General features: G+C 37.8%; 18 protein-coding genes and 3 riboswitches. Of the genes, 16 read left to right on the forward strand and 2 right to left on the reverse strand.

The window, feature by feature from the left end; translation table 11 throughout:
- Position 1: 1 nt before the first annotated feature.
- A complete protein-coding gene (locus ACIQ38_RS18080; RefSeq protein ID WP_402826248.1) occupies positions 2-655 on the reverse strand; it encodes a hypothetical protein in 654 nt (217 codons plus the stop codon).
- A 304-nt stretch (positions 656-959) separates the two neighbouring features.
- Here ACIQ38_RS18080 and ACIQ38_RS18085 point away from each other — a divergent pair, with 304 nt between their 5' ends.
- The 16 genes from ACIQ38_RS18085 (at position 960) to metH (ending at position 23,453) form a co-directional block, all read left to right on the forward strand.
- Positions 960-1,676, forward strand: a complete 717-nt coding sequence (locus ACIQ38_RS18085; protein ID WP_402826251.1) for a 3-ketoacyl-ACP reductase — start codon at positions 960-962, stop codon at positions 1,674-1,676.
- 92 nt (positions 1,677-1,768) lie between these two features.
- Positions 1,769-1,875: riboswitch (SAM riboswitch) on the forward strand.
- A gap of 82 nt (positions 1,876-1,957) precedes the next feature.
- A riboswitch (cobalamin riboswitch) is annotated at positions 1,958-2,137 on the forward strand.
- Between the two features lie 229 nt (positions 2,138-2,366).
- Entirely contained in the window at positions 2,367-4,652 is a 2,286-nt protein-coding gene (gene metE / locus ACIQ38_RS18090; RefSeq protein ID WP_402826254.1) for a 5-methyltetrahydropteroyltriglutamate--homocysteine S-methyltransferase, read from the forward strand.
- Positions 4,653-5,283: 631 nt separating this feature from the next.
- Positions 5,284-6,255, forward strand: a complete 972-nt coding sequence (locus ACIQ38_RS18095) for a sugar-binding transcriptional regulator (RefSeq protein WP_402826257.1) — start codon at positions 5,284-5,286, stop codon at positions 6,253-6,255.
- Complete coding sequence (locus ACIQ38_RS18100) at positions 6,230-7,267, forward strand: galactitol-1-phosphate 5-dehydrogenase (RefSeq protein WP_402826260.1); 1,038 nt, start codon at positions 6,230-6,232, stop codon at positions 7,265-7,267. Before ACIQ38_RS18095 ends, ACIQ38_RS18100 begins: the two co-directional genes overlap by 26 nt.
- Before the next feature lies 1 nt (position 7,268).
- Positions 7,269-8,795 (forward strand): FGGY-family carbohydrate kinase, encoded by a 1,527-nt coding sequence (locus ACIQ38_RS18105; protein WP_402826263.1) that lies wholly within the window; start codon positions 7,269-7,271, stop codon positions 8,793-8,795.
- Positions 8,792-10,273: a sugar ABC transporter ATP-binding protein gene (locus tag ACIQ38_RS18110; RefSeq protein ID WP_402826266.1), complete on the forward strand. Its 1,482-nt coding sequence runs from the start codon at positions 8,792-8,794 to the stop codon at positions 10,271-10,273. The genes ACIQ38_RS18105 and ACIQ38_RS18110 overlap by 4 nt, the downstream gene beginning before the upstream one ends.
- An 18-nt stretch (positions 10,274-10,291) precedes the next feature.
- Positions 10,292-11,269: an ABC transporter permease gene (locus tag ACIQ38_RS18115; RefSeq protein WP_402826269.1), complete on the forward strand. Its 978-nt coding sequence runs from the start codon at positions 10,292-10,294 to the stop codon at positions 11,267-11,269.
- Between the two features lie 10 nt (positions 11,270-11,279).
- Positions 11,280-12,269: a substrate-binding domain-containing protein gene (locus ACIQ38_RS18120; protein ID WP_402826272.1), complete on the forward strand. Its 990-nt coding sequence runs from the start codon at positions 11,280-11,282 to the stop codon at positions 12,267-12,269.
- A 14-nt stretch (positions 12,270-12,283) separates the two neighbouring features.
- Complete coding sequence (deoC, locus tag ACIQ38_RS18125; protein ID WP_402826275.1) at positions 12,284-12,955, forward strand: deoxyribose-phosphate aldolase; 672 nt, start codon at positions 12,284-12,286, stop codon at positions 12,953-12,955.
- A gap of 124 nt (positions 12,956-13,079) precedes the next feature.
- Entirely contained in the window at positions 13,080-13,223 is a 144-nt protein-coding gene (locus ACIQ38_RS18130; RefSeq protein ID WP_402826278.1) for a hypothetical protein, read from the forward strand.
- A 258-nt stretch (positions 13,224-13,481) separates the two neighbouring features.
- Positions 13,482-14,759: a kynureninase gene (gene kynU, locus ACIQ38_RS18135; RefSeq protein ID WP_402826400.1), complete on the forward strand. Its 1,278-nt coding sequence runs from the start codon at positions 13,482-13,484 to the stop codon at positions 14,757-14,759.
- Positions 14,760-14,773: 14 nt separating this feature from the next.
- Complete coding sequence (gene kynA / locus ACIQ38_RS18140) at positions 14,774-15,592, forward strand: tryptophan 2,3-dioxygenase (protein ID WP_402826281.1); 819 nt, start codon at positions 14,774-14,776, stop codon at positions 15,590-15,592.
- Between the two features lie 12 nt (positions 15,593-15,604).
- On the forward strand, positions 15,605-16,231 hold the full coding sequence (gene kynB / locus ACIQ38_RS18145; RefSeq protein WP_402826284.1) for an arylformamidase: 627 nt from the start codon (positions 15,605-15,607) through the stop codon (positions 16,229-16,231).
- A 186-nt stretch (positions 16,232-16,417) separates the two neighbouring features.
- On the forward strand, positions 16,418-17,803 hold the full coding sequence (locus ACIQ38_RS18150; protein WP_402826287.1) for a protoporphyrinogen oxidase: 1,386 nt from the start codon (positions 16,418-16,420) through the stop codon (positions 17,801-17,803).
- Positions 17,804-17,977: 174 nt separating this feature from the next.
- Positions 17,978-18,083: riboswitch (SAM riboswitch) on the forward strand.
- A gap of 92 nt (positions 18,084-18,175) precedes the next feature.
- Positions 18,176-20,035 carry a bifunctional homocysteine S-methyltransferase/methylenetetrahydrofolate reductase gene (locus ACIQ38_RS18155; RefSeq protein ID WP_402826290.1) on the forward strand — a complete coding sequence of 620 codons (1,860 nt, stop codon included), beginning with the start codon at positions 18,176-18,178 and terminating at the stop codon, positions 20,033-20,035.
- Entirely contained in the window at positions 20,016-23,453 is a 3,438-nt protein-coding gene (gene metH / locus ACIQ38_RS18160; protein WP_402826293.1) for a methionine synthase, read from the forward strand. The genes ACIQ38_RS18155 and metH overlap by 20 nt, the downstream gene beginning before the upstream one ends.
- 23 nt (positions 23,454-23,476) lie before the next feature.
- Here metH and ACIQ38_RS18165 read toward each other — a convergent pair whose 3' ends face one another.
- On the reverse strand, positions 23,477-24,259 hold the full coding sequence (locus ACIQ38_RS18165) for a DUF817 domain-containing protein (RefSeq protein WP_402826403.1): 783 nt from the start codon (positions 24,257-24,259) through the stop codon (positions 23,477-23,479).
- Between the last annotated feature and the right edge of the window lie 118 nt (positions 24,260-24,377).

Below are 24,377 nucleotides of genomic sequence, written 5' to 3' on the forward strand. Positions count from 1 at the left end.
TTTAACGAAGAACGATTTCGTGTTCGCCCTCACTATCCGTGACGACAAATACTAGTGAATTATCTCGTTCTGAAACTGGTACTGGAACTTTTGTATACAAATGAATTGTTTGTTCTTGTAAAGAATCAATACTAGAGGCACCGAACTCTGAACCATCCAATGATTCGGTAGTTGCAGTGAATTCGAATTCATGTTTGTTATCATAAATCGCTTTAAACTTCACCGGAGCCAGTGGGTTGCCATAGCTAAATGAGTTTAATGTATCATTACTAATTTTTCCTGTTACATGAAGATAGATTTCGCTATCTGCTATTATGCTGTGTGGATCTGCCCCTGTTGAAGTTGTAAATTCTTTTGTAAATTCAGCATGGTTCAGTGTTATTACAATGTCACCGTCTTCATATTCGAATACGATATCTTCTTTCAATATATTTTCACCTGGTATTTGCTTAGTTGTATTCGATTCTTCTTTTTCTGTTTTATTCTCTACTTTTTCGGTATCAGCAGTTTCTGTTTGTACTGCATTAGACTTAATACTTTTCTCTTCTGTATGTTTATCATTTTCATTTTCCGCTACAGCAACTTCTCCATCGTCACTACAAGCAGCTAAAATAATAGTTAGTGATGCTAATAAAACTGCAATACTTTTCTTCATCGTACACATCTCCCTGTCGTTAATAATATTCACTCTCTTTATTATAGTCAGCTATTTTTGGAGCTTTCAAGTACATGTGGATATAGTTGGTAAAAATGGTACTTTAGAATTCTTCGTTAAAAATGAGTCTAAATACCGTAATTTGTCAAAGAATAAGCGGGAAATAGGAAGTACGAACTGATTTGATTGTATATGACCAATTATTGGAAAAATTGAAAATGCAGATTAGTATACATTTAAGTAAGAGGACGGTAATCTATATAGAGATTGTACATAAACGTTTATTGAAAAAGGAGAGAGAAAAATGCAAGAAATTACTGGGAAAACAGCCCTTATTACAGGAGCAGGTCGTGGTATTGGAAAAGCAACAGCGATCGCATTTGCGAAAGAAGGAATTCATGTTGGGCTACTGGCTCGTACGATTGAAAATTTAGAACAAGTAGCAGCCGAACTAAAAGATTTCGGAGTGAAGGTTTCCATCGCAACTGCAGACGTTGCCGATATGGAATCTGTAAACGAAGCAGTAGACAAGATTAAAGCTGATCTTGGCTCTATCGACATATTAGTAAACAGTGCGGGTATTAGTAAATTTGGTAATTTCCTTGAACTAGATCCAGAAGAATGGGCAAAAATTATTCAAGTAAATGTCATGGGGACTTATTACGTAACGCGAGCTGTATTACCTGAAATGATTGAAAGACAGACAGGGGATATTATTAATATTTCCTCCACAGCAGGTCAAAAAGGAGCACCAGTAACAAGTGCTTATAGTGCATCAAAAGCAGCAGTAATTGCTTTGAGCGAATCCTTGATGCTAGAAGTTAGAAAGCATAATGTCCGTGTCGTTACATTAACGCCAAGTACAGTAGCAACAGATATGGCGGTCGAATTAAACTTAACAGACGGCAATCCAGAAAAAGTTATGCAGCCAGAAGATCTTGCAGACTTTATGGTCGCTCAGCTTAAAATGAATCCAAGAATCCTACTTAAATCAGCTGGATTATGGTCAACTAATCCATAAATACGAATAGGGAAAAATCCTTTTCGAAAAAAGTATTGCAAATTATTAGATAATGAAGTAGAGTTGTAAGCAACAATAAAATTTAATAGTTTTTCTTATCTAGAGAGGTTTAGGGACTGGCCCGATGACACCTCAGCAACCGCCTGTTATGGCACGGTGCTAATTCCAGCAAGTCGATTAAAGACTTGATAGATGAGGAAAAGACTTATTCATACGAAGAGTCTGCTCCTTTAATAATTATCAGGAGCAGACTCTTTTTTGTCTTTACAATCACAGTATATAAAATGTTAACGATAAATTGGTACCGTTACGGTTTAAAAGGGAATTCGGTGAAATACCGAAGCTGTCCCCGCAACTGTAAGTGTGGACGACTGTTGAAACAGCCACTGCGAGCAATCGTGGGAAGGTCAGCAGAAGGATGAAACACGAGCCAGTATACCTGCCTTTTATCGTATGAAGCAACACTTTCTTCGGGGGTTGAGAGGTGGGGGCGAGGGGCTATTTTCATCGTATCGGTGGATTAGTCTTGTTGTTTCCTACTTTTTATTTTGAGCGATGGCTCAGCCGAAGATGGCTGGGACATCGCTTTTTTTGTTTACATTACATTACCAACTGGAAAGGGGGTGATTGAAAAAGTGAGATTCACAGGTTTACATATTTAAAAACATAAACTAAAAGGGGAGAATATGCATGGTAAACGTACAAAGTTCAAATATTGGATATCCAAGAATTGGTGAAAAGCGTGAATGGAAAAGAGCGTTAGAAAGTTTTTGGAACGGTAAGATTTCAGAAGCGGAACTGTTAACAACGACGGATGCAATACGTCTTGCGAATTTGCGTAAACAGAAAGAATTAGGAATCGATCTTATTCCGGTAGGAGACTTTTCACTATATGACCATGTGCTCGATACATCAGTTATGTTTGGAGTTGTTCCAAAGCGCTTTACATATACAGGTGGAAAAGTGTCTTTGGAGACTTATTTTGCAATTGCCCGTGGAAATAAAGATGCAGTAGCATCGGAAATGACGAAATGGTTCAATACGAATTATCATTATATCGTACCAGAACTTGAAGGTGTAACACCGCAATTAGTAGAGAATCGTCCACTTACTTTTTATAAAGAAGCAAAAGAGAAGCTAGGTATTAATGGAAAACCTGTTATTTTGGGACCAGTTACTTATATTAAACTGGCAAGGACAGAAAATTTCACTTCTTTATTACAACAGCTTACACCACTGTATATTCAAGTGTTAAAAGAACTTGCGGAGGCAGGAGCAAAGTGGGTGCAACTTGACGAGCCAATTTTGACTAGTAAATTGTCTAGCGAAGAAATAGGGCAAGTGAAACAAGTTTATACTGCAATTCATGAGGCAGTTCCAGGACTCAATATTATCCTGCAAACGTATTTTGAAAAAGCTGCTGATTATGAAGCGGTTGCTGAGTTGCCAGTGAAAGGACTAGGTCTGGACTTTGTGCACGGAGATTCGCTTGAACAGCTACGGAAATATGGATTCCCTAAAGACAAAATCCTTTTTGCAGGTGTCATTGATGGACGAAATGTATGGCGCGCAGAATTGGATAAAAAAGTGGCACTTCTAAACGAAATTCAAGCATATGTTGAAAAAGATCGGCTTATTGTTCAACCTTCTGCATCTCTTTTACATGTACCGGTCAGTACGAAATCAGAAGAGCGACTAGATTCAATCATAAAAGGCGGGCTAGCATTCGCTGATGAAAAGCTTGTTGAAATTGTTCTGCTAAGTAAAGGAGTACATGAAGGAACTGAGGTGATTGAAGCAGAACTTGAAGAAAGTAAAAATGCCCTTTCTATTTTAAATAACTCCAAGTACAGACAAAACGCAAAAGTGAAGGGAAGTATTGAAAAACTAACAGAACAAGATGTGAACCGTGCATTACCATTTGCTGAACGTATTAAAAAGCAACAGCAACGATTTAACTTACCTCTTCTCCCAACAACGACAATCGGGAGTTTGCCGCAAACCCCTGAAGTAAGACAAACTAGATCGAAATGGCGAAAAGGGGAAATAACGGATCAAGCATATGAGCGATTTGTTAATGAACAGATTGAAAAATGGATTAAAATTCAAGAGGAAATTGGCATTGACGTTTTAGTTCATGGTGAATTTGAGAGAACAGATATGGTAGAATACTTCGGTGAAAAATTTGGTGGTTTTGCGGTGTCACAATTTGGCTGGGTTCAATCATACGGTTCGCGCTGTGTTAAACCTCCACTTATTTTGGGGGATGTTGCGTTCAGTGAACCAATTACAGTGAGGGAAAGTGTTTATGCCCAATCGTTAACGACGAAGCCAGTAAAAGGAATGTTGACAGGACCTGTAACGATTTTGAACTGGTCATTTGTACGTGACGATATCCCTCGTTTTGATGTGTTAAACCAAATTGCATATGCACTTCGTCAGGAAATCGAGGAGCTTGAAAAGAATGGAATCGGCATGATTCAAGTAGATGAACCTGCATTAAGAGAAGGATTGCCATTAAACCCTGAAAAAAGGGACGACTATTTAAATGCAGCCGTATATGCATTTAAACTGGCAACTGCTTCAGTAAAAAATGATACGCAAATCCATACACATATGTGTTATTCAGAATTCAGCGGTATAATCGATTCCATTAGTGCCCTAGATGCAGATGTAATATCGATTGAAACATCAAGAAGTCATGGAGAAATCATTTCAGCATTTGAAAAAAATACCTATGATAAAGAAATTGGTTTAGGAGTATATGACATTCATAGCCCACGTGTTCCAAGTAAAGAAGAGATGAAACAAAATATTAATCGAGCGCTTCAAACAATCAAACCAACACAATTTTGGATTAATCCAGACTGTGGTTTGAAAACAAGAAAAGAAGAAGAAACAATCCAAGGGTTAAAAGTGATGTTAGAGGCTGCCAAAGAGGTAAGAGAAAGTCTGTTGGCCGCTATTCAAAAATAGTAGTTAGTTGATTAAAAGATATTTTGAAATAAGCACAAACGAATAGTCTAAAGATCTAAATTAGAATTATTAGCAAATACAACACGATTCTATGCCTTTTTGAACTATATTAAAAAGCCTCGCTATTTTGGGGGATTTTGGTTTAAGGGCTATCAGCCATTCTTTGTAATGGCTGCGTGAGTTGTTTCAAATATTGAGTTATTTACTCTAAGTTCTGTACATTTAATTTGTTCGGGATATTTTGAAAGAATTATTGAATAGTACCGTTTTGCACCCTTTTTACTAAAACATAAATAGTAGCATCGATTGCACACCAAGTTAGTAAACACACTAAAATTGCATCCTTTTTCCCTAACTTTTGGGGGACATGTTTATTATAGAAAATTCATTATGCCAATAAGGAGGTCTCCTAATCATTTTAAGAAGAAGGGATACCATATAGTGTCACGAAAACTTTTCTGGGTACTTCTATATCTGAAACTAGTAGTAAAGATACTAATTGTATTAATTTCAGAAACAATTGAAATTATGTTCATTATATGAGCAAACGCTTACATATTAGAATCTTTCGATTATAATACATTTAGAACAAAATTTTACGTAGTGAACAAAGTTTCGTGGAGGGGGAAATATGTACTCAAAAGTAGAAATGATTAAAGTTGCAAAGCTCTATTACGAAATGAAATTAACGCAAAAAGAGATAGCTGAAAAGCTCAATTACTCAAGGGCGACCATTAGTAGAATAATAGATGCAGCGTTTAAGGCCGGTATTATAAAGGTGGAAATAAATTATACACTTAGTTCTGTTCAAAAATTAGAAAGTAAGATTAAAGAAAAATATAACTTGAAAAAGGTATTTGTATTGCCTGTGTATTTGCATGAAAGAGAACTTGTTTTGAATGATGTCGGAAAAGCTGTTGCAGCTTATCTATATGAAATTTGCGAAGACGATTCCATCTTAGGATTATCTTGGGGAACTAGTTTAAGTCATGTTGTTCCTTATTTAAAGAAAAAAGTATTGCCTAATATGAAGATTGTCCAATTAAATGGCGGGGTTGCAAAAAGTTCATATTCTACTGGATCAGGAGCACTGCTTGAAAAACTATCGCAAGCTTTTTGTGCGGAGCATTATCACTTACCTGTCCCATCCATTGTAGATTCTTCCATAATTGCTGAAGCCATCATGACAGATTCTAATATAGAGCAGGCACTGACACTCGGGAACAAAAGTAATATTGCCTTATTTGGAATAGGAAATGTTTCATACGATTCGGTTCTCTATAAAGGTGGATATTTTAAAGGAGATACATACGAAGAGTTGATTGAAAAAAATGCAGTTGGGGATATTTGTTCTAGGTATTTTTCTATTACAGGTGAGCTCGTTGATAGAAGTTTAAACGAGCGAACGATAGGGCTTGAGTTAGAAGAATTAAGAAATAAAGAGTATTCAATTGCGCTTGCAGCTGGGAAAGAGAAGGCAAGTAGTGTGATTGGTGCCTTAAATGGAGGATATGTTAATACCCTTTTCATAGATGAAGAATTAGCTAAAGAGATATGTATAAAGGAGATGTATTTAGATGATGAAAGCAGTCAAATTATATGAACCTGGAAATTTACAAGTAGAGGAAATAGAAATACCAACGATTTCAGCAACTGAAGTATTGATTAAAGTGAAAGCAGTGGGTATTTGCGGTTCTGATATTCCAAGGGCATTAGTTAAAGGTGCTTATTACAAAGGCTTAACACTTGGTCATGAATTTGCGGGTGAAATTATTGAATGTGGTTCAGAAGCAACAGAATGGAAAGTAGGAGATCGCGTAACAATTGCACCATTAGTGCCTTGTGGAGAATGTGTATATTGCAAGCAAGGGAAATATGGATTGTGTGATTCCTATAATTATTACGGTTCAAGAACTGACGGAGCTATGGCTAACTACATCAAAGTAGGTAAAGAGAATATCTTGAAACTAGATGACACAATTTCTTATGATGCAGGCGCAATGGTCGATCCAGCAGCAAATGCCGTTCATGGTCTCTGGAGGGGCGATCTGAAAAAAGGTGACACGGTGGTTGTTATTGGACTTGGTGCAATTGGAATGTTTGCAGTTCAATTTGCATGTGAAATGGGAGCAAAAGAAGTTATTGCTATAGACATCTTTGATGAAAAACTAGAAATAGCAAAAGTTTTAGGTGCAGACCGTGTTGTTAATTCAATGGAAGAAAACATAATAGAAGTATTAGCAGATGTAAGTATAGATGTAGTACTAGATACTTCCGGTTCACCTATTGCGCAGGATCAAGCAGTGTCTATCACAGGAAAAATGGGACGAGTAGTATTCCTTGGTATTTCTAACCAGCCACTTAATCTATCAGCTAAATCTGTAGATAGACTTATGCGCTATGAAATTGCGCTTAAGGGTTCTTGGAATTCCTTCTCTGATCCATTTCCCGGAAAAGAATGGACATATGCAATTGAATGTATGGCACAAGGGAAAATTAAAACAGAGGAAATTATTTCTCACCGTTTTGATTTAGAAGAAACACCACAAGTATTTGAAAAACTAAAAAACAAAGAATTAGCTTTCAATAAAATTTTAATCTATCCGGGCGAATAAAATGATGAAAGATTATGTACTAGGTATCGATTTAGGAACTCAATCTTTGAAGGTCGGTGTTTATACAACTGAAGGTGAGCAGCTTTATAATGCAAGTGCTGCTTATCCAACGCATAACGGTAGTAACGGTCATTCCGAGCAAGATGCAAATGACTGGTGGATTGCTTTACAAACAGCTATGCAGTCTGTTATCAAAGCGGTAAATCGTGAACGGATTAAAGGTATCGCACTTTGCGCAACCTCATCAACTGTTTTATTAACAGATGAAAATTTACAACCAATCGATTTAGCTCAATGTTGGATGGATCAACGGTCAACAGACGAGGAAGGTGAAATCAATGAAAATTTACATGTTCAGGTAAAAGAGCGATTACGCTATTCTGGAGGAAAAACCTCCATTGAGTGGATGTTGACAAAGTCATTGTGGTTAAAAAAGAATTATGATTTAACTGGTAAAAGGATTGTAGAGCAAATAGATTGGATGAACTATCAATTAACTGGTGTATTAGTAGGATCACAGTGCAACGCTACCTGTAAATGGGGATATGTTGAACGACTTGGTGGTTTCTCTGAAGAGTTTTTACACGGTATAGATCTTGAAGGCATTACAAAACATTGGCCATCTAAGATTATACATGTTGGTGACTTGGTAGGTACTGTTACGCAGGAGGCCGCTGACTTCTTATCATTAGAGGCTGGAATACCAGTATTTCAAGGGGGCATAGATGCCCATATAGGGATGATTGGAGCAGGAGCACTTAAACCAGGAAATCTTAATATGACCACTGGAACTAGTTTTGTACATTTAATGCACCATGAAGAACCAATATTTAATGATTCTTTATGGGGACCATATGATTCACCACTCGTACAGGATATGTGGTTGTTAGAAGGAGGTCAACTCTCCTGCGGTTCTATCATCTCCTGGTTTCTAAAGGAATTTTATGAGCATCAACCTAACAAGTTGGAAGTATACAAGGAACTAGAGAGAGAGATTCAACATATTGAACCAGGAAGTGACGGACTTCTAATGCTGGATAGTTGGAAGGGAAATCGAACTCCTTACAAAACGCCATACGCAACAGGTGCTTTTATTGGGCTGACACTTTCTCATAATAAATATCATATATATAGAGCAATTTTGGAAGCGATTGCATTTGGTACAAGAAATGTTATACGCACGTTTAACGAATCAGCTATACCTGTTAAACGAATTATTGCGGGTGGCGGTGGTACTCAAAATGAGTCATGGATGCAGATTATTAGTGATGTGACGGGAGTGCCAATTTCGATTCCAAAAGACATCGAAACAGGATCTAAGGGAGCAGCTATTATTGCCTCATTTGGTCTGGGGAAATATTCGTGTTTAGTAGAGGCATCGTCATCTATGGTCGAGATGAAAAAAACGTATACACCTAATACTAAGATGAAAGAAAAATACGATTTACTTTTTGAAAGCTATCTTGAATTAAATCAATTATTATTTCCAGTCATGGAGAAGTTGAAGAAAGGAGGCAGAACAAAGTGAGTAACATACTTGAAATGAAAGATGTATCTAAATCATTCCCGGGCGTAAAGGCTCTTCAAAACGTAAACTTTTCACTAGAAAAAGGTGAAGTACATTGTTTAATAGGGGCAAATGGGGCTGGGAAATCTACACTGATGAAAATATTAGCAGGCGTGTACACAAAAGATGAAGGAGAAATATTGCTTGAAGGAAAAAATGTAAGTATTAAAACACCTTCTGACAGTATGGCATTAGGTATTTCTACTATACATCAAGAACTTTCATTAATAGAAGAATTGAGTCTAGCAGAAAACATTTTTCTTGGAGATTATTTAAAACCGGGTGGTGGTTTTATTAATTGGAGAAAGATTAACGAAGAATCTAAAAAGATTTTCTCTCTATTGGGGATATCTGCCTCACCAAATCTGCAAACTTCAGAAGCAAGTATGGGACTAAAACAAATGACTGAAATTGCAAAAGCAATTAAGTCTGAATGTAAAATAATTGTGATGGATGAGCCTTCAACTGCTCTCTCTAGCGATGAAGTATTGAAACTTTTTGATGTAATTGAATTACTCAAGAACCAAGGATATACGATAGTTTATATTTCTCATAAGCTAGATGAGCTATATGCTGTTGGAGATCGAGTAACTGTATTAAGAAATGGTAAATGGATTATTACAGATAGTTTGAAGAATATTAAACAACCGGAATTAATCTATCATATTACGGGACGTTCTATTGAAAAAGAAGAAAAGGTGCATGTAACCTCGACAAAAGAAGAATTTTTACGAGTAGAAGGGTTCACAAATACAAAAATTAAGGATGTATCTTTTACTGTCGGAAAAGGGGAAATTCTTGGCCTATACGGTTTAGTTGGCTCGGGAAGAACAGAACTACTAAGAGCGATTTACGGAGCAGATGCTATTCAATCAGGCAAGCTATATATGAATGGAGAAAAGAAATCGATACCTTCTCCGAGTTTTGCAGTAGATTTAGGAATCGGATTAGTTCCGGAGAATAGAAAAACAGAAGGGGCGAACTTAGAACTATCAATATTAGAAAATGCAATGTTACCATCCCTTCATTCCTTTTCTAAAGGAAGCTTTGTGAACCAAAAGGATATGAAGATAGCAATGAAGGATGCTATTCAGAAGTTAAATATCAAGGCAAGTAGTATGCATGTCCCAATGGGAACCTTAAGTGGAGGAAATCAACAAAAAGTGATTATTGCCAAATGGCTAATTCATAACTCTAAACTTCTTTTATTTGATGAACCGACTCAAGGAATTGATATAGGTGCAAAAGATGAGATTTATAACATTATGAAGGAAATCTCTGGTCAAGGTTCTAGCATTATTATGGCAACCTCTGAAATTGAAGAATTGATAACGGTTTGCGATCGAGTGTTGATTATGTTTGAAGGTAAGGTAATTAAAGAATTTACACGCCCGGCAGAAAATAAAAATGATATTATGAACTTCGCCGTGTCAGGCTAAGGGCAAGGGGGATGTATTATGACTATAAAAGTTGAAGAATTGCATGAGACGGAAAAGAGACTACCATCTTTTAAATATATATTAAAGAAATATAATCTATTTTTTATCTTTTTAGTGTTTATTTTTATTGGTAGTTTATTATCAGATCAATTTCTCTCCACACAAAATATTCTAAATCTACTTCAACAATCGTCTTTTGTGGGAATTGTTAGTATTGGGATGACTTTTGTTATTTTAGTTGCGGGTATAGACCTGTCTGTAGGAGCGATTTTAGCATTAACAGGTATGTGTGTATCAATCTTACTAAGCACTGGCATGAATCCTGTATTAGCTATATTCATCACGCTAATAGTCGGAGCTGGATTAGGTTTCGTAAACGGATTCATTTCCACTAAATTTAAGGTTCCCGCTTTTATAGCGACTCTTGCAATGATGGTGAGTGCAAGAGGGCTGGCTCTTTTAACAACGAACGGTGAGCCTGTGTATGACTTGCCTGATAGTTTCACTATGCTTGGAGGCAATGTATTTGGTAGAATTCCTCTTACTGCGGTGATCTGGGTTGTATTAACAATCGTAGCAATTGTCGTTTTAAAATACACGACTTTTGGAAGGAAAATTTATGCGGTTGGAGGCAATGAAGAATCATCCCGACTTTCAGGTATTAGAGTTGGTAAATATGTAACGTGGTGTTTTGTAATATCTGGAGCATTAGCAGGAGTTGCAGGTATCTTGATGAGTGCTTGGCTAACAGTTGGACAACCAACGGCGGGAACAGGACTGGAATTAGATGTTATCGCTGCTGTTGTTTTAGGTGGAACAAGTCTTTTCGGTGGTAAGGGTGGCGTCGGAGGAACGTTCATAGGTGTGCTAATTATGAGTATGATTATTAATATCTTTAATTTACTAGGATTATCATCATACTATCAGTCAATATTTATGGGGATTATTATCGTTTTAGCTTTAATTATGAATCAATATATTTCTAATAAAAAGTAGGGGGAACGGAATGATGAAGAAATGGCTAATAGGTTTACTTGTGATAACAATGGTACTTGTTTTAGCAGCGTGTGGGGAAGATGAATCTGGAGATTCAGGTTCAACAAATGATAAGGATGATAAATCACTAGTAATAGGTTTTTCTCAAGTTACACTCGAATCGCCTTTTTACACATCTTTAGTAGATGGAGCAAAAGAATCTGCTGAGGCAGAAGGTGTGGAATTGATTGTTGTGGATGCTCAAAATAATATTGAAAAACAAAATACGGATGTACAATCACTTATTACAAAAGGGATAGATGTTCTTCTTATTAATCCCGTAAATCCATCAGCAGTTGCTCCAGCTTTAAAAGCTGCAGAAGCTGCGGGTATTCCAGTCATTACTGTTGACCGAGCTACAAAAGAAGAAGTGGTTTCTTATATTGGTCGTGATAATGAAGAAATGGGTCGTATTGCAGGAGAAAAAGCTATAGAACTTTTAGGTGGAGACTCTGCTTCCGGAAAAATTATTGAGTTACAAGGTGATGCAGGTGGAACAGTAACAAAGGCACGCCATGATGGTTTCCACGAAGCGGTAGGAAAAGTAGCTGGAATTAAAATTATTGAAGGACCATACAATGACTACATTCGTGCAAAAGCAGTTTCATCAATGCAGGATTTACTACAAGCACATCCAGATGTAAACCTTGTATATGCACATAATGATGATATGGCACTAGGTGCTGTTCAAGTATTAACTCAAATGGATAAAATAGATGAGGTCCAAGTAGTCGGAGTTGATGGATTAATGGAAGCTGTTAAAAAAATTGCGGATGGTTCATTCCAAGCAACTGTGATTAATGATCCTATTTCACTCGGATCTCTAGCAATTCAAACAGCAATTAAAGCAGGAAATGGCGAAGAAGTAGATAAAATTATGAATGCTGATACAGGATTAATCGATGAATCGAATGTTAATAATTATGTTGACGATTCGAAGAAATTTGCCGAAGTAAAATAATGGAGGGAGTAATTATGACAATTGCATCTATGATCGATCATACGCTATTAAAGGCAGATGCCACAAATGAACAGATTGAAAAGCTATGTCACGAGGCGGCACAATATGAATTTGCTACAGTTTGCGTAAATCCACATTACGTATCACGCTCGGCAGAATTGTTAGCTAATACAAAAGTAAAGGTTTGCACGGTGATTGGGTTCCCATTAGGTGCCAACAAAACAGCTGTTAAACTATTGGAAATGGAACTGGCCGTGCAGGATGGAGCAGAAGAAATCGATTATGTTATTAATATTAGTGATGTTAAAAATGGCGATTTCCAAAGCGTGAAAAACGAAATGAAGCAATTTCTAAAAATAAAAGAAAAATACCCAGATCTTACTATTAAGATTATTTTAGAAGTATGTTATTTAACAAATGATGAAATATCAAAAGTATCGTGGATTGCAAGAGAGTGTGGTATTGATTATGTGAAAACTTCAACAGGATTTGGAAGTGGTGGAGCAACGGAAGAATCTGTTCAAATTATGAATGAAGTATCTGGTGACCAAGTTAAGGTAAAAGCATCCGGAGGAATTCGAACAGCTGAGGACACTCAAAAATATCTATCTATGGGCGTATCAAGAATTGGGACAAGCAACGGAGTTTCTATCGTTAATGGTACTTTATCAACAAACGACTATTAATAATGATGGTATTAAAAACATTTTAAGATAAGAAACTGGGAAAAGCACTTACTATGCTTTTCCTTTTTTGTATAATCTCTTTTTTGATGACCAGACTAACTTAAAAGAAAGGATGAGTAATTAGATGAAAGAAAATAAATTCGCAGATCTTAATAGTGATCAGCTGCAAGAACTTAATGAATTGGAAGATAAACTGGGCGTTACGCTAGTTGCTTATGATAATTCAGTGACTTTTAATAGTACTTCAAGTGAACCTGCAAATTTATAGGACAAAAAGCATGTCTCCAAGTTCTTCGAGACATGTTTTTTTTATTACTGGAAGGTACTTTTCCAACTAAAGCATAAAAAATTCCAACTAACCCAAGGTGTACGTGATAATCACCAAGAAGCGAGAATGCACATTAAATATGGTCGTAAGTTTGCTATTGTCTATGCAACGTTTCATTGACACTATCTCTCTAAAAACATATCATTAATTTTAGAAGAAAGAATATTTGGAATATAAAAAAGGAGAGGTGGTAGGATGATGCAGAGAGATTCAACATTGGAATATGCCAAAAAACTAGATGAGCAAGATGCACTGAAAATTTATCGAGATGAGTTTTATTTGCAACCAAATGTTATTTATATGGACGGAAACTCTTTGGGATTGTTATCAAAGCGGGCGGAGCAGTCGTTGCTCTCATTACTAGATTCATGGAAGAAGTACGGAATCGATGGATGGACGCAAGGAGAGCATCCATGGTTTTATTTCTCTGAAACTTTAAGCGAAATGTGTGCTCCACTTGTTGGGGCTTCGAAGGAAGAAGTGATTATTACTGGTTCTACCACTTCTAATTTACATCAGTTAATCGCTAGTTTCTATCTTCCAAGAGGTACACGTACGAAAATTTTAGCAGATGAATTGAATTTCCCATCTGACTTATATGCTATTAATAGCCAGTTATCCCTTCATGGATTTAATCCCACGGAGCATATGAAGTTAGTAAAAAGTCGTGACGGGGACACGCTGAACGAAGAGGATATAGTAGAAGCGATGACGGAGGATGTAGCACTTATTGTATTGCCAAGTGTGTTGTACAGAAGTGGACAGATCTTGCAAATGAAAGAGTTGACGAAAGAAGCGCATAAACGAAATATTTTGATTGGCTTCGACTTATGTCATTCGGTTGGTTCCATCCCACATCAGTTAGATGACTGGGATGTGGACTTTGCATTTTGGTGTAATTACAAACATTTAAACGGGGGACCTGGAGCTGTTGGAGGCTTATATGTGAATCGCAAACATTTTGGACAAAAGCCTGGGCTTGCAGGATGGTTTGGTTCTGATAAGGAAAAGCAGTTTGACCTTTCGATTCAAATGACGCCAGCAACTGATGCAAGTGCTTACCAAATAGGAACGCCAAATATTTTAAGTGCTGCCCCATTATATGGATCACTAGAAATGTTCACAGAAGCTGGGATAGATGCCATTCGTGATAAATCATTGAAACTAACCGATTATATGACATTGCTAATAGAAGAAGAGTTAAGTGCGTATCAATTTAAGATTGCCAGTCCAAAAGAGCATAGCCGACGCGGTGGTCATAATTATTTGGTACATGAAGAAGCAGCGCGCATTTGCAAGGCGCTAAAGGAATATCAAGTTATTCCAGATTTTCGTTCTCCGAATGGGATTCGTTTAGCACCTGTCGCTCTTTATAATTCATTTGAAGATGTATGGCGAACTGTGCAAATTCTAAAGAAGATAATGAAAGAAGAATCCTATAAAAAATTCGAAAATAAGCGAGAGGTTATAGCATAAGAGGGAGGGACACGATGAGCGAAAAAGGAATACACACTGATTTTCGCGATGATATGACGTACAGTGATTATTTGCAGCTAGATAGCATTTTATCTAGTCAACAACGGTTATCAGATCATCACGATGAAATGTTATTTATCATTATTCATCAAGTGAGTGAGCTTTGGATGAAGCTAATATTGCATGAATTAACTAGTGCAATTCGAGCGATTCAAGAAGATAAAATGCAAGCAGCCTTCAAGATGCTTGCACGTGTGACAAAAATCCAAACACAGATCATTCAAGCTTGGGATGTACTTTCTACATTAACTCCTGCTGAGTATTTGGAGTTTCGCGATAAACTAGGAAAAGCATCTGGATTTCAATCTTATCAGTACCGACAAATTGAATTTGCATTAGGCTATAAAACGAAGCATATTCTTAAAATTTACGAGCAAGATACTGCGTTGTATGAGCAACTAGAAAAAACATTCCAAGCACCAAGCATTTATGATGTATCAGTTCAGGCATTAGCAAAAGCAGGATTTCATATAAACCCAGCAGTTGTGAATCGCGATTATTCGGTGACCTATAGTGGGGATGAGTCGGTTGCGGATGCGTGGAAAGAAGTATATCGAAATGTAGATAAATACTGGAACTTATATCAATTGGCTGAGAAACTCGTAGATGTGGAAGATTGGCTACAGCAGTGGAGATTCCGTCATATGAAAACAGTGGAACGCATTATTGGTTTTAAAACTGGAACAGGTGGTTCATCGGGTGTGAACTATTTACGGAAAGTACTAGACCATCGTTTCTTTCCGGAATTGTGGGATTTGAGAACAAGCTTATAATGGAGGCAAACAATGAACAAAAAGTGGATCGATATTTCACAACCTTTTTCCAATAAAATCGGTACTTGGCCTGGTGATACGCCTTTTCAATTTGAGTTAGCATATACAAAAGAAGAGACTGGCTCCGTTAATATCGGTCGATTTACTACAAGTGTGCATACTGGGACGCATGCAGATGCCCCTTTTCACTTTGATAATGACGCACCTACAATTGAACAGCTAGATGTTAATATTTACGTGGGGCGTGCAAGAGTGGTAGATGTCACAGGATTAGAGGGAATTGGAAGGGAAGAGCTAGAAGTATTAGAACTGGATGGAGTGGAACGATTACTATTGAAAACTGCTAAAACGGTAAATGAGGAACAATTTCCAACACAAATTCCAGTATTAAGAGAAAACATAGGCGCGTTTTTGCAGGAAAAAGGTATTTTTTTAATAGGAGTCGACCATCCATCCGTTGATGCATTGGATAGTAAAGATTTGCCTGCTCATCATGCACTTTATCGCCATGGCGTACACATTTTAGAAAATTTATTATTACAAGATATCACACCAGGTGATTATGAACTAATAGCCTTGCCCCTTAAGATTCAAGGAGCAGATGGTAGTCCAGTGCGTGCAGTAATGCGTGAATTATGAGAAAAGCCTTCTATTAGCGGAGCTAGCTGATAGAAGGCTTTTTGCAAATTTGACGAAATCGAAAACTAATGTGAATTTCCAACTGAATAAGGGCAGAATAGTGATGTAAATCATACCGGATATTTTTAAGAACGTTTATACTAGAAGGAGTGAATGACACCGGATTTAAGACAAGGAGTGAACGTTTTGAAAAAGATAGTTGTAATAGGCGGAGGAATTACAGGACTTTCAACCATGCATTATTTGCAAAAACTTAAAAAAGAAAAAGCACTAGATATAGAGTTAGTATTAGTGGAATCAAATGATTATTTAGGCGGGAAAATTCATTCTGTACGTAATGGCGAATTTATAATGGAAACGGGAGCAGACTCCATTGTTGCACGAAATGCAGGCGTTTTGCCTTTAGTAGAAGAGCTAAATTTACAAGAGGAGCTTGTCTACAATGCGACAGGTATTTCTTATATATATACGAATAACGAATTGCACGCCATTCCAGCAGATACAGTATTTGGTATACCGACAAGTGAGGAATCGTTAGAAAGTAGCACATTAGTTTCCGATGAAGGTAAAGAAGAAGCGTTGAAAGATTTTGAGTTGCCAAATGAAAGCTTTACAAAAGACAGTTCAATTGGATCTTTTTTAGAACATTTCTTAGGTAAAGAGTTAGTCGAGAAACAAATAGCACCTGTCTTATCAGGTGTATATTCTGGAGATTTAGATAAGCTAACAATGGCTTCAACTTTACCTTATTTAGTGGATTATAAAGACGAGTATGGCAGTATTATAAAAGGGTTGGAAGCAAACAGGGAACAATTCCTAGCGGCAGCAAATAAAAAATTTATCTCCTTTAAAAATGGACTTTCGGCGTTGATAGATCGAATGGAAGAAGAACTCCAGGACGCTACTATTTTAACAGGAGTGCGCACAACAAAGATTACCAAAAATGATGATAAGTATGAAATATTCTTTTCTAACAAAGAGCCAATCAAAGCAGATTATGTTGTCTTAACAACTCCTCATGATGTTGCCCAAAGTATATTGCAAAATGAAGAGTTGGACGCTGATTTTAATAGACTGAAAAATTCCTCGCTTATTAGTATTTATCTAGGCTTTGATATTCCGGATGAACAGCTTCCTGCTGAAGGTACGGGCTTTATCGTTTCTGAAAATAGCGATGTGAAATGCAATGCGTGCACATGGACAAGCCGTAAATGGAAACATACATCTGAAAAGAGCCATTTGCTTGTTCGCATGTTCTACAAAAGCACGAATCCTACATTTGAGGAAATGAAACATATGAGTGAAGACGAGTTGGTTCAAGTCGCTTTACAAGATATAGAAAAGAGCTTGAAATTAACTGGGAAGCCCCAAGTTGTAGAAGTGACAAAATGGAATGATTTCATGCCAAATTATCACTTAGAGCATGGGCAAGCGGTGACAGCGTTAAGTGAAAAATTGTCTGCTCAATACCCCCAAGTAGTGCTTGCTGGATGTTCTTATTACGGAGTAGGTATCGGTGCTTGTATTAAGAATGGTAAGGAAACTGCTGAGCTTATTGCTGAAAGTATTTAACTATTATGATGATGGTGCCTCAAAAGTCTTTTAATAAATGACTTTTGAGGCATCTTTTTTTCATGTATTTAATTCCATCTATTCAATCTTCAATAAAAAGAAAATTCCAAACTTTACTTGACGCCTTACTCTATTAAAGGTACGATATGTCTAATGAAAAAACTGAATATTAAATTCTTATCAAGAGAAGCTGAGGGACTGGCCCTGTGAAGCTTCAGCAACCTGCCGTTTAGGTTAGGTGCTAAATCCAGCAGACACCTAATAGTCTGAAAGATGAGAAGGAACGATTTTTGTAAACTCGTAAAGCCTTCTTTTAATTAGAGAAGGCTTTTTTTATTGTAAAGTTTTTGATCAGGGAGAGGATGAGTGCAAATGGGATTGTTAGAGAAACTACAAACAAATATGTTAACAGCAGATGGAGCGATGGGAACGCTACTCTATTCATATGGAATTGAATATTGCAATGAAGAGTTAAACATCGAAAGGCCAGAAATCATCGAGAAAATACATCAGGATTATATCGAAGCCGGTGCAGATATTATACAAACAAATACATACGGCGCGAATGCGATTAAATTGGCGAGGTATGGACTAGAAAACAATGTGAAAGAAATCAACGAAGCGGCGATTCAAATTGCGAAGCGTGCTGCTGCGCCTGGAGGCCAATTTGTGCTAGGTACAATCGGGGCAATACGAGGCATACGTAAGAGCGATGCAACACTTGAGGAAATTATTCAAATGGTTGACGGGCAAGCGAATCATTTGCTTACTGGCAATCCAGATGGACTATTACTTGAAACGTATTATGATTTTGAGGAATTATCTGCAACCGTTACACATTTACGAAAGTTAACTGATACGCCAATCATAGCGCAAGTATCGATGCATGAACCTGGTATCTTGCAAAATGGATTATCACTGAATGATGCATTGCAACAGCTGGATGCATTAGGAGCAGATGTCGTTGGAGTTAATTGTCGTCTAGGTCCGTTCCATACGATACAGGCATTGGAAGAGGTTTCCCTGCCCAAAAACGCATATCTTTCTGCTTTTCCGAATGCCAGCTTACTGGATATGGAAGATGGTCGAATCGTGTACGAATCAGAAGCGGATTATTTTGGTAAGGCTGCATTACTACTTCGGGAAGAAGGAGTTCGATTGATCGGTGGATGTTGTGGAACGACTCCTAAGCATATCGAAGCGGCCAAAAAAAGAATTGGTCATTTACCTCCTTTAACAACGAAAGTCGTGGCTCCTAAAAAGCCGATTATTATCCGAGATGCCGAGCCGAATATCAACGAACCCCTCCACATAAAAGTGCAAAAAGAACGGACTATTATTGTGGAACTGGACACTCCACGTCATTTAGACACGACAACTTTTATGGAAGGTGCTACAAAGCTCTATGATGCTGGTGTTGACGCTGTGACGATGGCGGATAATTCACTTGCTTCCCCGCGCATTAGTAATATGGCGATGGGATCGATGTTAAAGCTACAAAATAATATCCGTCCTCTTGCCCATATTACGTGCCGAGATCGCAATCTTATCGGTCTTCAATCGCATCTAATGGGGCTTGATGCGCTAGGTATTCATGACATATTAGCAGTAACAGGAGATCCGACAAAAATTGGGGACTTCCCAGGTGCTACAAGCGTTTATGACGTTTCAAGTTTGGAATTGATTCAATTAATTAAGCAGCTAAATGAAGGTATTTCATTCTCCGGGAAATCGCTCCGAAAGAAAGCGAAATTCTCTGTGGCAGCGGCTTTCAATCCAAACGTTCGAGTACTAGACCGAGCAGTAAAACGACTAGAAAAGAAAATCGAGTGTGGTGCCGATTACTTCATCACACAACCTGTTTATACGAAAGAAAAAATTCAAGAAATTTATGAAGCAACGAAACATTTAGCAACTCCTATTTTCATTGGCATTATGCCGCTAACCAATATACGAAATTCCGAGTTCTTGCATAATGAAGTGCCTGGCATCAAATTATCCGATGAAGTGTTAGAAAGAATGCGTGCATGTGGCGAGGATAGAGAACGTGCCACTGCGGAAGGAATACAAATTGCTAAAGAACTAATAGACACTGCAACAGAATTATTCAATGGTATTTATATAATTACACCGTTTTTCAGATACGATATGTCGCTTGAATTAATCAAACATATCAATGAAATTGATAGTGAGAAAGTGAGAGAGAGCAGCTATGTCCAAACATCTAATTGAGCAGCAACTTCAAAATAGAATCCTCATCATTGATGGTGCGATGGGGACAATGATTCAAAATGCAAATCTTGAACCAGAAGATTTTGGGGGAGAGCAATATGACGGGTGTAATGAATATTTGAATATCGTGAATCCAGGGGTCATTGAGCAAATTCACCGTGAATATCTTGAAGCTGGTGCAGACATCATTTGCACGAACACATTTGGTGGAACGCCGGTTGTATTGAATGAATATGATCTCGGTAGCAAAGCACATGATATAAACTTTCATGCAGCTCAATTTGCAAAGAAATGTGCAGAAGAATTTTCGACTTCCAAATGGCCACGTTTTGTAGCGGGAGCGATCGGGCCGACGACGAAAACATTGTCTGTCACTGGCGGGATTACTTTTGATGAACTAAAGCAAGACTTTTATGTGCAGGCAAAAGCATTAGTGGAAGGCGGCTCTGACTTGATTTTACTTGAAACAAGTCAAGATATGCTTAACGTAAAAGCTGCAACACTCGGGATTAAACAAGCATTCACAGAAACAGGAAAAGAGCTTCCTATAATGATTTCCGGCACGATTGAACCGATGGGAACAACTTTAGCAGGGCAAAGCATTGAGGCTTTTTATATTTCTATTGAACATATAAAACCGATTTCCGTCGGTCTTAACTGTGCAACTGGTCCTGAATTTATGACGGATCATATTCGCTCACTTTCTGAGTTATCGGATGGGTACGTAAGCTGTTATCCAAATGCTGGATTGCCAGATGAAGAAGGGCATTATCATGAATCACCAGACTCATTGTCCAAAAAGTTAAAAGGTTTTGCAGAGAAAGGATGGTTGAATTTAGTCGGTGGATGTTGCGGTACGACCCCTGCACATATTCGAGCCGTGCGAGAAGCTGTAGAAGGGATTGCACCTAGAAAACCTGCTGAAGCTAGTCATGGCCACGTAGTTTCTGGAATCGAACCACTCCTTTATGATGACACGATGCGCCCACTGTTAATCGGTGAGCGAACAAATGTAATCGGATCACGAAAGTTTAAACGTCTTATTATAGATGAAAAATTTGAAGAAGCCTCTGAAATTGCACGTGCCCAAGTAAAAGGTGGTGCCCATGTAATTGATATTTGTCTAGCAAATCCAGACCGCGACGAACTGTCGGATATGACGAAATTTATGAAAGAAGTAGTGAAAAAAGTAAAAGTGCCACTTGTTATCGATTCTACGGATGAAAAAGTTATAGAGGAAGCATTGAAATATTCTCAAGGGAAAACAATCATCAACTCCATTAATTTAGAAGATGGAGAAGAACGATTCGATGCTGTAATGCCGCTTGTAAAAAAATATGGTGCAGCAGTAGTTGTTGGAACAATAGATGAAGTAGGAATGGCGGTTACACGTGAACGAAAACTAGAAATTGCTGAGCGTTCGTATAAACTACTTGTGAATAAATGGGGACTTGCACCAGAAGATATTATTTTTGACCCACTTGTTTTCCCGGTTGGGACGGGAGATCAACAATATATTGGCTCTGCAGTCGAAACAATTGAAGGAATCCGTTTGATCAAAGAAAAAATGCCGCGCGCTTTAACTATTTTAGGTGTAAGTAATGTATCATTCGGACTGCCACCTGTTGGACGCGAAGTATTGAATGCAGTATATCTATACCATTGTACACAAGCTGGTCTTGATTATGCCATTGTGAACACAGAGAAGCTAGAGCGATATGCATCTATTCCAGAACAAGAAATTGAGATGGCCAATGAATTATTATTTACGACTACCGACAAAACACTTGCGGATTTCACCGATTTTTATCGGGACAAAAAGAAAGAAAAAACAGAAGCGGATATCCCTAAAACAGTACCTGAGCGCCTTGCTTATTACATTATTGAAGGAACAAAAGAAGGACTTATTCCAGATTTAGAACAGGCACTGAATATGTATGATTCACCTCTTGAAGTGATAAACGGACCTCTTATGGATGGCATGTCAGAAGTAGGGCGTCTTTTCAATGACAATCAATTAATCGTTGCGGAAGTACTTCAAAGTGCGGGCGTGATGAAAGCATCGGTATCTTATTTGGAACAATTCATGGAAAAAAATGAAGATGACTCTGGAAAAGGGAAAATCGTGCTTGCAACCGTAAAAGGGGATGTACATGATATCGGCAAAAACCTCGTCGATATAATCTTAAGTAACAATGGTTACAAAGTGTTAGATATAGGCATAAAAGTAACTCCAGCAGAATTAATAGAAGTGATTCGAAAAGAGAAACCAGATATTGTAGGACTTTCCGGATTACTCGTTAAATCAGCCCAACAAATGGTCATCACGGCACAGGATTTTAAAGAAGCGGGAATTGATATCCCAATGCTCGTAGGGGGAGCGGCACTTTCGAGACGCTTCACGGAAACAAAGATCTCTGCAGAGTATGAAGGACCAGTACTATACGCAAAAGATGCCATGCAAGGGCTGGAGCTGGCAAATCGCCTGCAAAATGAAGGAGATAAAATAACTCTTTTAGAAGAATTAACGATTCAACAAGAAAAACGAAAAGTGGCAGAAGCAAATCGAGCATCTAAACAAGCAGTTGCGGTATTAACAAAGCCTGTGAAAACAGTAAGGGAAGATGTGCAAGTATACCAACCGAAAGACTTACGTAGACATGTTTTAAAAGACTATTCCGTGTCACATCTATATCCATACGTCAATATGCGGACACTAATAGGTCACCATTTAGGCTTAAAAGGATATAGCGATAAGCTGCTTGAACAAAAAGATACACGTGCAGTGGAATTACATGAACTTGTAACAGAGTTTTTAGGAGCAGATATATTAAAACCATCGGGCATGTATCAGTTTTTCCCGGCACAATCGGATGGGGATGACGTCATTATCTATGATCCAAGTGATGCCAAAACGGAGATTGAGCGATTTACGTTCCCCCGTCAATCGGTAGACCCTTATCTTTGTCTTGCTGACTATTTGAAATCAGTCGACAGTGGGCAGATGGATTATGTCGCATTTATGCTCGTAACGGCAGGTCATGGAGTACGTGCTGCAGCAAATAAGTTAAAAGAACAAGGAAAGTTTCTAGAAAGCCATGCCTTGCAAGCAACTGCTCTTGAGCTAGCAGAAGGATTTGCAGAACGAATTCACCAAGAAATCCGAGATCAGTGGGGCTTCCCCGATGCAACGGACTTTACTATGCGTGAACGATTCGCAGCAAAGTACCAAGGACAACGTTTTTCGTTCGGCTACCCAGCTTGCCCTAATTTAGAAGACCAATCCAAATTATTCGGTCTTATCAAGCCGGGAGATATTGGTGTCGAGTTAACGGAAGAATTCATGATGGAGCCTGAAGCATCTGTATCGGCGATTGTATTTGCTCATCCAGATGCGAGATATTTTGTAGTGGATTAAACAATGCACAGCCAGCAGATTCGTTATCTGTTGGCTGTGTTTTTTGTAGTACCACTCTTCACCCTCTTCAACTGAGCCACAATAATCACACTGATGATAACAAGTAAAAACCACGAACTAATTTTCCCGATATGCACAATCGACCATGTCGCTTCCTGATTAGGATATTGCCAAGCACCTAAAAACGTAGTTATATTTTCTGCGATCCATATAAAGAAACCAATCAATAGAAAGGAGAGAATCATAGGCATTTTATAAATCTTCTCATTGACCCGAAAAGTTACAAATGTTCGGAAGAAAATAATGACCAATAAGGCTTTTAAAAACCATCTTACATCATAACTAAAATGATGCGTAAAAAAGTTCAGATAAATAAGAGCACTAATACTAACAGCGAAAAATGGCTTTGGCCAGTTATACATATGTAAGTCCATCCGTCTCCAACTTTGACAAATATAGCTCGCGACACTGGCATACATGAAACCGCTGTATAAAGGGACGCCGAAAAATTTACTATAGGCTTCTTCTGGATAAGCCCATGAACCCATATGCACTTTGAATATTTCAAGTGCCAAGCCGATTATATGAAATAAACAAATAACCTTTAACTCATCTAATGTTTCTAATTTGGATGCAAGCATAAAAATTTGTGCAGCTATACAAATGATTAATATAAAATCATAGCGTGGTAAATACGGAATGGCTATCAACTTCGACAATGCAAGCGCTGCAAAAATGATAACTGGAAAGATACAAGAGAGTGCTTGTAAATATCCAAATTTTAGAAAGTTCTTCATCGTAAGTATAACCCCGACTTTCTTCTAAATTAATATCTCTAGAATGTGGACGAAATAGTCTATTGCAAGTTGCTTCTTTAGTAGGAATTCAAAAGTCTACTACTCTCGAAAAATATGTGTAATGATA

Origin of the sequence: Psychrobacillus sp. NPDC096389 (assembly GCF_044762855.1) — a bacterium.
In the GTDB taxonomy this organism is placed as follows: domain Bacteria; phylum Bacillota; class Bacilli; order Bacillales_A; family Planococcaceae; genus Psychrobacillus.

What these genes read in the sequence shown, in the direction of transcription:
- ACIQ38_RS18080 (WP_402826248.1), bottom strand. Translation starts at nt 655, where the DNA reads ATGAAGAAAAGTATTGCAGTTTTATTAGCATCACTAACTATTATTTTA.
- ACIQ38_RS18085 (WP_402826251.1), top strand. Translation starts at nt 960, where the DNA reads ATGCAAGAAATTACTGGGAAAACAGCCCTTATTACAGGAGCAGGTCGT.
- metE (WP_402826254.1), top strand. Translation starts at nt 2,367, where the DNA reads ATGGTAAACGTACAAAGTTCAAATATTGGATATCCAAGAATTGGTGAA.
- ACIQ38_RS18095 (WP_402826257.1), top strand. Translation starts at nt 5,284, where the DNA reads ATGTACTCAAAAGTAGAAATGATTAAAGTTGCAAAGCTCTATTACGAA.
- ACIQ38_RS18100 (WP_402826260.1), top strand. Translation starts at nt 6,230, where the DNA reads ATGATGAAAGCAGTCAAATTATATGAACCTGGAAATTTACAAGTAGAG.
- ACIQ38_RS18105 (WP_402826263.1), top strand. Translation starts at nt 7,269, where the DNA reads ATGATGAAAGATTATGTACTAGGTATCGATTTAGGAACTCAATCTTTG.
- ACIQ38_RS18115 (WP_402826269.1), top strand. Translation starts at nt 10,292, where the DNA reads ATGACTATAAAAGTTGAAGAATTGCATGAGACGGAAAAGAGACTACCA.
- ACIQ38_RS18120 (WP_402826272.1), top strand. Translation starts at nt 11,280, where the DNA reads ATGATGAAGAAATGGCTAATAGGTTTACTTGTGATAACAATGGTACTT.
- deoC (WP_402826275.1), top strand. Translation starts at nt 12,284, where the DNA reads ATGACAATTGCATCTATGATCGATCATACGCTATTAAAGGCAGATGCC.
- ACIQ38_RS18130 (WP_402826278.1), top strand. Translation starts at nt 13,080, where the DNA reads ATGAAAGAAAATAAATTCGCAGATCTTAATAGTGATCAGCTGCAAGAA.
- kynU (WP_402826400.1), top strand. Translation starts at nt 13,482, where the DNA reads ATGCAGAGAGATTCAACATTGGAATATGCCAAAAAACTAGATGAGCAA.
- kynA (WP_402826281.1), top strand. Translation starts at nt 14,774, where the DNA reads ATGAGCGAAAAAGGAATACACACTGATTTTCGCGATGATATGACGTAC.
- kynB (WP_402826284.1), top strand. Translation starts at nt 15,605, where the DNA reads ATGAACAAAAAGTGGATCGATATTTCACAACCTTTTTCCAATAAAATC.
- ACIQ38_RS18155 (WP_402826290.1), top strand. Translation starts at nt 18,176, where the DNA reads ATGGGATTGTTAGAGAAACTACAAACAAATATGTTAACAGCAGATGGA.
- metH (WP_402826293.1), top strand. Translation starts at nt 20,016, where the DNA reads ATGTCCAAACATCTAATTGAGCAGCAACTTCAAAATAGAATCCTCATC.